Consider the following 13,082-nt stretch of genomic DNA (forward strand, 5'->3'; position numbering starts at 1 on the left):
TTACATTTTTATTCAGCATTAGTTTTTCTTTATTCAAATGGAGGAAAAGTACAAAAAATAATAGCCGTTATAAGATTTTTGATAAACAAATAATACTTCCTGTTAAAGTCAGGAAGTATTATTTACTATTTGAATATAAAAAGGAAATCTTCTAAATTTAAAAAATGTAAAAAAGACTGACCTGCGACATATTGTTTTGAAAATCAGTATTTATAGTAGTCGATTTTATTTTACTGATATCTGTTAAGCCATAATAATAACGCGCGCCAATACCAAGCCCATTTGGAAATTGATAACCAATTCCGCCAACCATTCCTGCATCAATTTTTTCTGCAAAATCGTCGTTGGTCAATTCCTTAAAATCTTCTGAGGCCAATATACCAACTTGAGGACCAGCTTCAAAATAAAGACCGAAACTGGTTTTGTATTTTAAAACAATAGGTACAGAGATATACGATAACTTCAGATCTTTTCCATCAGAGAAGCCTCCTTTTATTTTGGCACCTTGGGTAGAAAATAAAAAGTCTTCCTGAACAGACCATTTTTCATTAATGTCAAAGGCGATAATAGCACCGGCATGAAATCCGGGAAGCCCTTCTGTATCAAAATTAGCATTCGAAAAATCGCTGTAATTACCTCCGGCTTTTACTCCAAAATGAAGCCTGTCAAAAATACTTTGACTAAAAACGCTTGAGGATACCAGAACAATGCAGAGCAAAAATAAATTTTTCATGATTTATATATTTTAATGTTATGAGGCTTTATGCCTTTTATTAATTTGATGATGCAAACATAAAAGGCAATAAATTCTGAACAGTTAAAAAATTGGCTCAAACGGACAAAATGTGCCGGGAAACGTTATTGTCATTTCTTTTTTTCACGATGGTTGAATTTTTCTATTTTGTATCAGGAATAAAAATTAATAAAAGGCTAAATTTTTAATATTTTTGTGTTTTAAAATATACTTTTTAGTATATTTGTAATCTAATTTAAAAAGTGCAATGCTTACAAAGGCAGAAAGAACAAAACAATTTATACTTGAAACTGCAATACCTCTTTATAATGAGAAAGGTATTTCGGGAGTTAATATTGATGATATCCTTGAAGCTACAAAACTTACAAAAGGATGTCTTTATGGACATTTTGAAAACAAAGAAGATTTGTCTGCACAAGTAATTGACTTATCGCTTAAGATGGTTTCTGATAAAATCAGGGCTGCAGTTTACAAAGGAAAAACAATAAAAGGTAAAATATTTGCATTTTTAGATTTTTATAAAAACCCTATTGAAACGTATGTTTCCGGTGGATGCCCGATATTTAACACCGCTGTAGAAGCAGATGATAATTATCCTTTTATAAAAGAAAAAGTGGCTAAGGTAATTAGAATCGGTCAACAGGAATTGACAGCATTGCTTCAGGAAGGAATTAATAATGGCGAATTTTCCAAATCTCTTGATCCTGTTGTTTTCGCTTTCAAATTAGTAGCTTCTGTAGAAGGCGGAATTGTAATGTGCCGAGTTATGGATACAGCAAAACCAATGCAAGGCCTTATTAAAAGCCTAAAGTCTGAATTGGAACAATACGTCATCTAATTTTTTTTATTTTAAAATAAACTAAAAAGTATATTTTAAAATAGACTAAAAAGTCTAAAAAAGGTGATTTTAAAGAAAAACAACAGAAAATATATATAAATGAAAACAACAGAAAACACACTATTCATAATTAAATTCTTTAAATAAATCGAGCAATGAATATAAAAGGTAAAACGATATTAATTACCGGCGGAGGTTCTGGAATTGGTTTAGAATCTGCAAAGCAATTTTTAGATGAAGGTGCCAAAGTCATCATTACGGGTAGAAATCAGGCAAAATTAGAGGCTGCAAAAAAGCTGCTTCCGTCAATAACCATTATAAAAAGCGATGTCGAAAATCAGGAAGATGCCATTGCACTTTTTGATCAGGTGGTTTCTTTGGGTGGGATCGATATTTTATATAATAATGCAGGGGTTGGAAGTCCTGCACTTAATCTGGGAATTGCAAATGACCAAATTTTGAACAATGCGATTTACGAAATGAATGTTAATTATTTTGGTGTTATAAGGTTAAACAACCTTTTTATAGAAATGCTGAAATCAAGAAAAGAAGCTGCTATAATAAATACAACCTCTATTTTGAGCATAGTTCCCGCTTTAGAAGAACCAACTTATGCAGCAACAAAAACAGCTTTAAGCTTTTATACCAGAACGCTTAGAAAAAATTTAGAAATTTTGGGCAGCAATGTAAAAGTATTTGAACTGCTTCCGCCTCTTGTGGCAACAGAAATGACAGCGAACAGAAATGATAAAAAAATGACTCCGGAACAGTTGGTGAAAACGCTTATTTTGGGAATCAAAAAAGATAAATTCACGATTAGGGTAGGCGATGCAAAATTACTTTATATGGTAAACAGGTTTTTTCCACAACTGGCTTTCAATTTAGTAAATCCTAAAAAGATTTATGCAAGCCTGAAACAATAACTAAAATTCTAAAGTTTATAAAATGAAAGCATTTGTAATTAATAAATACAGTAAAAACGGAAGTCTACAGCTTACAGAAATGTCTGTTCCGGAAGTAAAAGACCAGGATATTTTGGTTGATATACACGCAGCCGGGGTCAATCTTTTGGATTCTAAAATAAAAACGGGAGAATTTAAACTCATTTTGCCTTATAAGCTTCCGTTAATTCTGGGACATGATGTTGCGGGAGTTATTAGCAAAGTCGGAAAAAATGTAACAAAGTTTAAAGTTGGCGATGAAGTATATGCAAGAGTAAGAGATCAACGCATTGGTACGTTTGCCGAATTTATTGCTATAAATGAAACTGATGCTGCGCTTAAACCTAAAAATCTTTCTATGGAAGAAGCAGCATCTATTCCGTTAGTGGCGCTAACGGCCTGGCAGGTTTTGGTGGAAAAAGCAAAAATCAAAAAAGGGCAAAAAGTATTTATTCAGGCTGGTTCCGGAGGTGTTGGAACAATTGCAATTCAGCTGGCAAAACATTTGGGAGCCACAGTTGCTACAACTGCAAGCGCTAAAAGTTTTGATTTACTCGAAAAACTCGGAGCTGATATCGTTATTGATTATAAGAATAGTGATTTTGAAAACAGGTTAAGTAATTATGATGTTGTGCTAAATAGTCAGGACAAAGAAACACTCGAAAAATCGTTAAGAATATTAAAATCAGGCGGAAAACTAATTTCTATTTCCGGGCCGCCAACTCCGGATTTTGCTAAAGAAATCAAAGCGCCCTGGTTTGTAAAAATAATTCTTTCCCTAATAAGTTCTGGCATTCGTAAAAAAGCAAAGGCTAAAAATGTTGACTATTCTTTTTTATTTATGAAAGCTGATGGCGATCAGCTAAATGAAATTACCAAACTTATTGAGGCCGGAATAATTGAACCGGTTATGGATAAAGTTTTTCCTTTCGATAAAACAAACGAAGCATTGTCTTACGTAGAAAGCGGACGTGCAAAAGGAAAGGTTGTTATTAAAATAAAATAATCTTTTTATAAAATGATCACTATTTTCAATTTGAAATGAGCATCTAACTTACAGAATAGTTATAAATGAAATTTTTTTGATTTCATTCATTGTGGCCCTGTAATGTAATTTAAACGAGAATCAATTATGATTTAAATTCGGGAATGGGATTTAACTGATTTAAACCAAAACCGAATGCTTATTTTGAATTGGAAGTATGTGATTTGTTCTAAACTTAAAAATTTTTGATTTTTTCTATAAGTTCTGCATAAAAAAGCCACTCAAATCGAGTGGCTCTATTTAATATTCAAAAAATGTAAAAACAGTTTATAGAACGCTAATCTTCACAGAACTTGCTTTATCATTAAAATTTCCTAAACAACCATTATTTCCTGTTATTACGACAGATTCTCCTCCAAAATTGTCGTTTTGGTACATTGTAATTTTGTATCCATTTTCTAAGCGAACAGAAGACAAATCATCATTTACAATACCATACGATTTTAGCTGATCTAATGTGTAATTACCAACAGGCAAAGCAATGGCATAACCGGTATAATTACAATTTTGGTAAACTGTTACAATACCACCAGCTGAAGTATTGTATTTATTATCAACATATGTGCGGGATAAATTGCCTACACCATCAAAATAATTATCTGCTAATTTTGCAGGATCGGTTGCAAATTCACCTCCTTGTACAATTCCATCATTTCCGTCATTCCATGCCCATGGAGCGTTTGCGCCACCAGTTTTAAAATCGTTTCCTTTAAATCCTCCAGCCGGGCTTGAAAATAATTCGGTGTTAAATCTTTGGTCCCATAATCCTCCGCTTTCAAAAATATCAACAAGTTTATATTCTACATAATTGTCATAATTATCAGCTGGTATTTGTGCAGTTCCGCTTGCAGAAGGGTAGTAAATAATTCCGTCTCCATCTATATCATGTTGAGGCCAGGCTTTAAGACTGTGTCCCTTAGCATCTTGTGCTGTTATAGGATGCAATTCGCCGTTATAGTCTCTCATTTGTAATGTTCCGTCAACGCTTTCCAATCCGCTTACAAAAGAACTGCCGGATGGCACGTAAGAAAAGAAATCGGAATGGCTTACTGTAACAGCTCCTTTTAAGGAACCATAAGTTGATCCATCTTTCTGTACAATCATTAATACTCCTTCCAAATCATTTTCATGTTGGTCTAATGAGTATAAAAGTGGGTTATCTGTCCAATCTCTTGGAGAAAAGAATGCGTAAGTAATGAACCAATGTGTATTTGATTCTACTATCGAATAGTAACAATGAGCAGCTAAAGAATTGGCGTAAGCAGGAAGGTTATTCCAGTTATTTTCGGCATTCCAGTCATTGTCATAATTAATTGCAGTAAGATAATCTGATTTTCCTCCTTCGGCATAAGTTCCAGTTGCATCTACATCTTTATAATGTATAGGCGCCCATCTTCTTGCCAAATCAGAAATAGCTGCTGCACTGATTTTGCTGGTGTTTTGTTGTTTTTTTGTCACACTGGTTTCTTGTACTTCATCCAATGTTGTGTCCTGACAGGAGAATGTAACGGCACCTAATATAATAATAAATACTTTACTTAAAACCTTTTTTCGATTCTGTTTTTTCATAATTCTAGTTTTTAATGTTAATAACCTAATTTGAAATTCCTTGATTTTGATGCAATTATTAATAGCTATAACCAACTGAGAAATAAAAAATACTCATCAGCAGTAGAAACTTTGTTTTTTGAAAATCTTGTCGACAGATTTCTTTTGAATTATAATTCTTACTTGCATATAAGTACTTAAAAGGAGAAATCGTACTATCTGAAAATATTATGATACTGTTAACAAAAGGTTATTGTGCAGGAGTTTAATTCCATGCTTTTAAAGACTATTTAAAAGTAACTGTGAAAGTTTGGAATCATTTAAAATGTTTTTATTGATTTTAAGATGAAAGCATAGCAGAATTAAGGGCAATTATTTCTAATAATGCCCAATGTAAAAAAGAGAAATAATAAAGAGGAAAATAGGAGATGTAGAATAAAACAAAGAAAATATCTGCAAAGAGCAGATTCAGAATCTACTTTGGAGTAAGTATAAAATAGAACATGGTCAATAAAATAAGACCATGATTCCTGGCTTAAGATCTGATATTTGAATTAAAATGCTGTAGAATTTGTTTAGGTGCTGCTATAACTTCTCTTCGAATAGGATCGAACCATTCCATTTCTTTGGTAACCTCTGCACAGCATTCTTTTTTTGAGTTGAAGAAAGAACTTTTAATGTTGATTTTGTCTTCTATAGAACAATGTTTCATCTCAACAAAAAAAGGTTCGGTAAACATTAGATTTTTATAACAGACTAAAACATGATTTCCCTCTTGCAAACCCAGATGTAAAGCGTTGAGTTTCTCTTTTGAGAATCCATTATTAAACAAAAAATGATGTAATAATCTAAGCGTGTATGAAATGTAGGCATTGCTTTCCATCACCATAACATCATTTACATCTTCTCCGGCGACAACATAATTTTTGCAGATCATTTAAATTTAGTTGAGGTTATTAAAAAAGAGGTCAGCCTGAATGAAACTGACCTCAAATAGTAGTCATGTTTAATGATTTCTAAAGATGAAATCAGAATTTTTTATTGTAGTATGAAGTGGTTGTATTTCTAATTATAATTTGGCTAGCAAAAGATTGAAACTTACCTTGATTTTATTAGATACTTTATTGCTAACCAGTTTTGGAATTTCGATATCAAAGTCTTGTGCTTTTATATCAAAATTTCCTGTAACCGTAATTTTATCACCAGATTTTGAAATTTTGGCGTTTGCAGTTACTTTTTGTGTTTTTCCGTGTAAGGTTAAATCTCCGGAAATCTTAAATGCTTTTGCCGTAGCGGAAAGCTTTGATGCGTCAAAATCTTCTACTTTTCCTTTGAATGTTGCTTTTGGAAATTTATCCGATTCTACATAATTTTCATTAAAATGTTCCTCCATTAAGGCAACCTTAAAACGAAATCCTTTCATAAGCGTTAAAACCGCAATATCTCCTGTTGATGATTCTAAAATAGCCGATGTATTTTTGTTTTCAGCTGCAATTTCTTCGACAGCATCAACAGTTGCTTCAAATTTTAAACTACCTGTTTTTGTTGCATATTTTTGAGCCGAAACCTGTAATATTCCAACAAATAAAAATAGCACTACAATTATTTTTTTCATTTCAATTTGATTTAATTTTCTAATAATCCATCCGTATTCCATTGCAAAATGGTGTTGATTTTATCCTGTGGCATTCTTCCTGATCTTGGCATTATACCTGCAGCTCCGTTTTGTCTTTGAATTCTGTCTAACAATTCACCATTTAAAAGAGCATCTTTTACCTGGTCATAAGTTTCTAAAGGTATAAGCTGACCCGAAGAAGGATGACAGCCAATGCAATTTTGATCAATAATAGATTTGACATTTTTAGTATAAGTAGCTTTGTCAACTATCACAGTTGGTTCTTCCAGACTTTCATAAGTATTAGATTCACAACCGTATAAGGATAGAATGATGATCGATAAATAAATATATTTTTTCATGTTTATATTTTTAAAAAACTCTATATAAATTAAACCCAAAGAAGAAATCGCCTTTGCCCCAATCGCCGGCAGCACTTGTTAAGTAACCGCTTTCGGTCATTGACTGCGAATTTGTAAAAATCAATTGAAAAATATGACCTCCCGTTTCTATGTCAAGTCCTACTGATAGCGGATTATTATAGAAGTCCGGTTTATTAAAATTCTCGCCGTATTCTAAATTAAGAGAAAGTCTTTTGGTTAATTTTAAGCGTCCGCCTGCACCCAAAGTGAATTGATTATCATTTTCAATAGCAGGATTGTATAGGTTTTTATGGATATAAGAAGGAGCCAATTCTAAAGATAATCTATCAGAGAATTTTCTTGAAATCAGCACTTGATTTATATACGTTAACCGATCAGAAAATTCAATTTTAGGATAATCGTCTTTTTTTAATCCACTATTAAAATCTATTGTACTGTAGCCAACAATATCCAAAGGAAATTTATCACTTTGTCTTATTAGTCTGTATTTTAAAGATGCTTCATTCATTTTCAGCAAAGTATGGTGTGATGCACTTACAGCAAGCCAATCGGTAACTCCGTAAATTCCACCAATTTTTGTAGTGGCATCATCAAAACCAAAAAACTCCGAAATCCCGCCTTTTACAGTACCAAATCGATGAGAAATTACCATGTAAAACTCTTTTTTTGCAGGTAATTTTGTTGACTGCAAGGTTATAATCTGCAAAGCTTTAAATGTTGCTGTTACGTTTTTGTCAACCACTTGTGTTGAGTCCAGGCCGGAGAGTAAATCTTCCTGCGCATTACTATAAAGACAGATTAAGAAACTGACTATTAAGAATATTTTTTTCATATTTAATGTTGTTGAATACTGCATTGATCAAATTTTACTACTTCGAATAAATCATCAAAACCAATGCATCTGCCTTTTATATTGATCTTTTTATTCATTAAAGTCTTTTCAGCCTTTTTGTCTATTTTACAAAATATCTTATTGTCGATTACCATTGACGAATCAGTAACTTCAGACACGATTCCTTCAACTTCAATTGTTTTATTTAAATATTTTGCATCTCCTTTTGCAGGATCTAAAGCATATTCGTTTTCTAAATCTGTGGCAGAAATCGTAAGTATTGATTTTTCACTATTGATGTCTCTGGCATCTTTGTATAAAATATTTTTATAGATATAATAAGAGCCCAAACTAATTACCAGTAGAAGTACCAGTACTTTAATTATTGTTTTAGTCATTTGGATTTTCTGATTTAAATTTTACTGTAGTAGAGTAGAACTTTCTTTTTTTAAATAGTATGATTTACAAAAACTATTGTTTATATAGCAAGTGGCAAATCTTTTACCGGTACCGGCCAAACTCCAGGGCTTGGGAAACTAATTCCTTTATTAGCGCCTCTTACGCTTGCATCTTGTCCAAAATAGTATAAAGGCCAGCCATTGTAAGTCAATTGAGATTTACCAAATACAGTTATAACACCAAATTTAGTTTTGTCAAGTGTCGAAGGCACAACAATTTTATCGGTTTCATATATTGGCCAAACAGGATTGTTTGAAAAATCAGATTTGGTAAAATTGTTTTTATTGAAATTATCGTTTTTAAAAACATACAACGTTAATCCTTTAGCATCAGTAAAATAAGTGGTCTGGCCATCTCCAACAGTATAATCTGATTTGTAGTTTTTACCATCATGTCCTACAAGCTGGCTTCTTACGATCATAATCGAATAATCCGGTTTTGCTATAAACCAAACACCACCAACTCCGTCGCCCGTTGTTGCACCGGCAGCTTCTGCTGTGTTAGTTCCGTTTACACTTGGTGCATAATAATATAAAGGCCATCCTTTATAGGTTACTTGTTTTTTACCAGAGGCAGTAGTTACAGTACCAAAATCAGAGAATGTTAATCCTGTACCTATTTTATCTGCAGTTAAATTATCTACTGTAAAAGCAGGCCATACAGCTTCACAACCTCCTGTACAAGAAACTTGTCCATTAGCATCTGTTGAAAAAAAGTATAAAGATCTTCCATCCTTATCAGAAAGATAAGAGCCTAATGTTGTACTTGTAGAAAGTTTAACTTCAATCTTTACTTCCGGAGTTGTAGGAGTCTCATCGTTGTTATTATCACTACTACAGCTTAGGAAAAATGTTGTTGCTGCAAAAGCAACTAAAGCGAATTTAATTTGTTTTAATTTCATTGTTTTTTGTATTTGATTAATTATAAAAAGGGGGAAAAGCTACTTTACAGAACCAGTAAAGCATTTTTAGTTTGATTATAGTCCACGAGCATTTCGTTCAATAATCAGATTTGCTTATTGTTACGAACTGTCATTAAAATCAAGTATTACGTTTTGTATGGGAGCCATTTTCTTCTTCTGATAGATTCAGAAGTAAAACAGCTTTAATGCAGATTACCCTACCAAAGAATTGTTATTTTATAAAAAAATAAAAAAAAGAGACAGAAACTGGTTACAAATCTTGAAGGAAATAGGGCTAGAGTGAAACTCTAAAGCTCACATTTGGAGTTCTTTGCAATGCGAATGTTTCAACTTCTTCTATAGAATTTGTTAATGAACTTATTCTATAATATTCGCTGATTTCATTTTTTCGGTTTAGGATATTTAAGATAGAAATTCCTAATTTGTACTGAATTCCGTTTGCAGTTTCCCACTTGTAAGTAGAAGAAATATTAACCTGCGAAAAAATATGCAGATTGGTATTATTAGGTTTGTTGTAAACCAATTGGGGATTTGAAAGGTCAATTTGAGAAAAATCAGGCGAAGTTTTTGGCCTGCCCGAAGACCATTTTGTACCCAAAGCAATTTTAAAATTGTTTTTCTCATAAATTCCCGCCCACGAAACCGTATGCATTAACTGAAAATTGTTAGGGAAAGTTGGGTACTCATAATTAGAAAAATGGTAATTATTATGATTATACGTATAGCTTAACCAAGTCAGAAAATGATTCATTTTTTTCTGAACTAGCATTTCTGCTCCCCAAATTTCATAATCGCCAGTCGTTCTAATAAACTCTAACTGGTTTTGAAAACCCTGACTGGAAGTTGTGATTCCGCTTACTTTTTTATAAAAATTTTCTATATCCAACAGCCAGTCATTTTTTTTGTAGAATAAATTTAAAGAGACTTGTTTGCTCTTTTGAATAGGAATAGTGGTATTATTCGATATAATCCAACGTCTTTTCTCAATACCAAAATAATCTTTTTGCAAATCAATGATTTGTTGCGAATTTTGACTTTTTAGTTCGCCCAGCAATTCTAAATTTAAATTTTTATTGATGCTGTAACCAAATTGCATTCTCGGTTCAATAATAAATTTTTTAAATTTTTCGATATAATTAATTCGGGTTCCCGCCTTAAAATATATTCTGGCGAGCGTATCGTTGTATTTTCCTTCCAAAATCAGGGCGTGAGTTCTCAGAACGTCTTTTACATTACGATAAAAATCAGGATTTGTCACCTTTTCTAAATTAGAAATACCTACTTCGTTAAACTGATAGCCATCATTAAAACTAAATCTGGAAGTAATAATATGATTGCTTTCTAAATTAATTCCATTATTGTTTACCGTATTTTCCTGAATAACGATTTGGTTTCCAATAGTAGTTCTTTGATTGGCCAAAAGTTCATAAGCAGAGTTATAAACATTCACTTTGGTAGTATTGAAACGGTTCCAGTTTCTTTTCCAGGACAAATTTCCACCGTAATTTTGTTGACGCAAAATATTGTTTTCAGATCTGTTTATATCATACACCATAGCACTTTGAAAAACCTCCAGATTGTCCTTAATGGTAATTAAATCTAATATAATCTGATCCTTGCTTCCGATTTTTTGAGCATATTTGAGCGTAGCATCATAAAAGCCAAATTTTTTGTCACTGCGATAATCTATATTTTGGTTTTGTGAAAAATCAGTGATTGTTGTGTTTTGAAATACTTTATTGAAATATTCCTTATAAGTAGGTGTTTCTACAAAATCGGTAATAGATTTGCGGGCTGAAATTTCGATAGAACTCTTTTTCGAAAGATTGTACTTTGCATAAACATCGGCATTAATCATATTTATTCCTGCGCTAAAAGCATTTTTTTCTGCTGTTTCGGGAGTAGAAGAAATCGCTACGACACTCGAAACACTTTCTCCAAAAAATGCCGAACTTCCATTTTTATAAATCGAAATCGTATGTGCCAAATTGGGATTGAAAACCGATATTAAACCAAAAAAATGTCCCGTTTGGTACATTCGTATTCCGTTCCACAAAAATAAATTCTGATCGTGTGTGCCGCCGCGAACATTGATGCTTGATACACTCTCGTCGATGCTGTTTACACCGGGAATTTGCTGCATGGTCTGCAAGGCATCCGGTTCGATAAGCCCTGGCAAAATTCCAAATTTCTTGGGTTTAATTTCAAACGATCCATCGTTGTTTTTTGAAATTCCCGAAGCTAAAATAGCATTCGCTTTAATTTCTGCCAGTTCTGTAATTTCAGGGTCTAACAGTATTTGAAGGCAATTTTTAGAATCGGAATTAGTCAACACAATTCTTTTGGCTATAAAGCCGATGTGACTAATCAGGACTGCGTTTTTATCCTCCCCGTTAAATTCAAAATAACCGTTTGAATCAGTTGTGATTTGATTGTTGTTGGCTAAACTGATATTGGCATTTTCAATGGGTTTTTTATCTGTTTTAGAAAAAATATAGCCGCAAATTAGTTGTAATTCAATCTCTTTTTTATAAATATTAATGAATTTGTTTCCAATGTTTTCAAAAGATAAATTGGTGTTTTTGGCTAAATAATGCAATTTTTGATCTAAGGAAAGTGATTTTTTTGGTGGAACTAATTTCAGGTCGGCAATATTGTCTTCAGTATAATTAAAGCTAACCTGATGCTGTTTTTCAATATCAATTATGATTTTTTTAAAAGGCATAAGTTTTCCTTTGTCCTGAGCAAAAAGATTCAGGACAAGGAAAAAAAGAAAAAACAAAAAATGAAATTGTTTGGGGAAGAACATTTATTTTTCGTCAAAAATTATTTTATTTTTCGAGACTTTTTTAGCCTCCAAATGATACGTTGTACTAATAATCTGTAAAGCTATATCAAGGTTTTTGGCGGGTAATTTTCCCGTAAATAAGGAAACTGTATCTTTTGTGTTTAATTCGATCTTAATATTATATTGCCTTTCAACTTCGTCTAGCAGCGTTCGGATATTTTCTTTATAAAAACATATTTGATTTTCTGTCCATTCCGGTTTTAAGGAACGTACTTTCATTTTAGTTTGTTTTCCGTTTTCAAAACTAACGCTTTGCCCGTGTGTCAATAAAATTTGAAAGTTTGCGTAATTTACTTTTACACGACCTTCATAGCACACTACATCAAACCTGTTTTTTCTGGCTTTTACGTTAAACTGAGTTCCCAAAACCGATACTTTCCCCAGACTGGTCTGTACTTCAAAACGTCGGCCTTTGGCTACCCTGAAATAAGCTTCACCTTTTAGTTCAAGACGCCTGTTATCGTCCCAGTTCCATTTTTTATAATTTATTTCAGAACCTGAATTTAGTACAACTTCAGAATTATCAGGTAATGAAAAAGTTGTTTTTTCTCCAAAACTTGCCGTTTCCGTTTGTGGTACAAAAAATTTCAGCAAAAAGGTTATTCCAAGTGCCAGAACAAATATAGCGGCTGCTCTAAATATCCAGTTATTGTGTAAAGGAATCTCTTTTGGAGTTTCTTTTTTCTGATTAAGAATGTTTGACAGCATAGCGTTATCATCAAAATCACCTATCTCCAAATGTTCTGTATAATTTTTTATTTTTTGGTATTTTTCAAAATCGGCACTTGCTTTAAATTCAGCTAATTCATCTTCCGACAAATCATTGTTGAGCCATTTTGCTAATAAGCGATTCTTTTTCATTGTACTACTATTATATATTAAAACAATTGGAACTAA

Annotated in this window: 13 protein-coding genes; 3 read left to right on the forward strand and 10 right to left on the reverse strand. The window is 32.5% G+C overall.

Features of this window, described 5'->3' with window-relative positions; translation table 11 throughout:
• Nucleotides 1-157: 157 nt before the first annotated feature.
• A complete protein-coding gene (locus tag AC4FQ3_RS17130; protein ID WP_491182649.1) occupies nucleotides 158-733 on the reverse strand; it encodes a porin family protein in 576 nt (191 codons plus the stop codon).
• A gap of 268 nt (nucleotides 734-1,001) precedes the next feature.
• On the opposite strand from AC4FQ3_RS17130, the gene AC4FQ3_RS17135 reads away from it, so the two are divergent.
• From AC4FQ3_RS17135 to AC4FQ3_RS17145, 3 genes are all read left to right on the forward strand, one after another.
• Entirely contained in the window at nucleotides 1,002-1,592 is a 591-nt protein-coding gene (locus AC4FQ3_RS17135) for a TetR/AcrR family transcriptional regulator (RefSeq protein WP_456314529.1), read from the forward strand.
• 155 nt (nucleotides 1,593-1,747) lie between these two features.
• Nucleotides 1,748-2,515, forward strand: a complete 768-nt coding sequence (locus AC4FQ3_RS17140) for an SDR family oxidoreductase (RefSeq protein ID WP_491182650.1) — start codon at nucleotides 1,748-1,750, stop codon at nucleotides 2,513-2,515.
• 22 nt (nucleotides 2,516-2,537) lie between these two features.
• Nucleotides 2,538-3,539, forward strand: a complete 1,002-nt coding sequence (locus AC4FQ3_RS17145; RefSeq protein WP_491182651.1) for an NADP-dependent oxidoreductase — start codon at nucleotides 2,538-2,540, stop codon at nucleotides 3,537-3,539.
• 306 nt (nucleotides 3,540-3,845) lie between these two features.
• Here the strand turns inward: AC4FQ3_RS17145 and AC4FQ3_RS17150 are convergent, their stop codons facing one another.
• From AC4FQ3_RS17150 to AC4FQ3_RS17190, 9 genes are all read right to left on the reverse strand, one after another.
• Nucleotides 3,846-5,147 (reverse strand): beta/gamma crystallin family protein, encoded by a 1,302-nt coding sequence (locus AC4FQ3_RS17150; RefSeq protein WP_491182652.1) that lies wholly within the window; start codon nucleotides 5,145-5,147, stop codon nucleotides 3,846-3,848.
• A 514-nt stretch (nucleotides 5,148-5,661) separates the two neighbouring features.
• Nucleotides 5,662-6,063, reverse strand: a complete 402-nt coding sequence (locus AC4FQ3_RS17155; RefSeq protein ID WP_491182653.1) for a hypothetical protein — start codon at nucleotides 6,061-6,063, stop codon at nucleotides 5,662-5,664.
• A 132-nt stretch (nucleotides 6,064-6,195) separates the two neighbouring features.
• Complete coding sequence (locus AC4FQ3_RS17160; RefSeq protein WP_491182654.1) at nucleotides 6,196-6,741, reverse strand: YceI family protein; 546 nt, start codon at nucleotides 6,739-6,741, stop codon at nucleotides 6,196-6,198.
• Nucleotides 6,742-6,752: 11 nt separating this feature from the next.
• The gene (locus AC4FQ3_RS17165) at nucleotides 6,753-7,103 is read right to left on the reverse strand and encodes a cytochrome c (RefSeq protein WP_463460378.1); all 351 of its coding nucleotides are present in this window, start codon (nucleotides 7,101-7,103) and stop codon (nucleotides 6,753-6,755) included.
• Between the two features lie 10 nt (nucleotides 7,104-7,113).
• On the reverse strand, nucleotides 7,114-7,956 hold the full coding sequence (locus AC4FQ3_RS17170) for a DUF5777 family beta-barrel protein (RefSeq protein ID WP_491182655.1): 843 nt from the start codon (nucleotides 7,954-7,956) through the stop codon (nucleotides 7,114-7,116).
• A 2-nt stretch (nucleotides 7,957-7,958) separates the two neighbouring features.
• A complete protein-coding gene (locus tag AC4FQ3_RS17175) occupies nucleotides 7,959-8,354 on the reverse strand; it encodes an OB-fold protein (RefSeq protein WP_491182656.1) in 396 nt (131 codons plus the stop codon).
• 80 nt (nucleotides 8,355-8,434) lie between these two features.
• On the reverse strand, nucleotides 8,435-9,316 hold the full coding sequence (locus tag AC4FQ3_RS17180) for a COG4315 family predicted lipoprotein (protein WP_491182657.1): 882 nt from the start codon (nucleotides 9,314-9,316) through the stop codon (nucleotides 8,435-8,437).
• Between the two features lie 295 nt (nucleotides 9,317-9,611).
• A complete protein-coding gene (locus AC4FQ3_RS17185; RefSeq protein ID WP_491182658.1) occupies nucleotides 9,612-12,119 on the reverse strand; it encodes a TonB-dependent receptor in 2,508 nt (835 codons plus the stop codon).
• A 27-nt stretch (nucleotides 12,120-12,146) separates the two neighbouring features.
• Nucleotides 12,147-13,046, reverse strand: a complete 900-nt coding sequence (locus tag AC4FQ3_RS17190) for a FecR family protein (RefSeq protein WP_491182659.1) — start codon at nucleotides 13,044-13,046, stop codon at nucleotides 12,147-12,149.
• Nucleotides 13,047-13,082 lie beyond the last annotated feature (36 nt).

The organism is Flavobacterium sp. AK-345 (assembly GCF_058310175.1).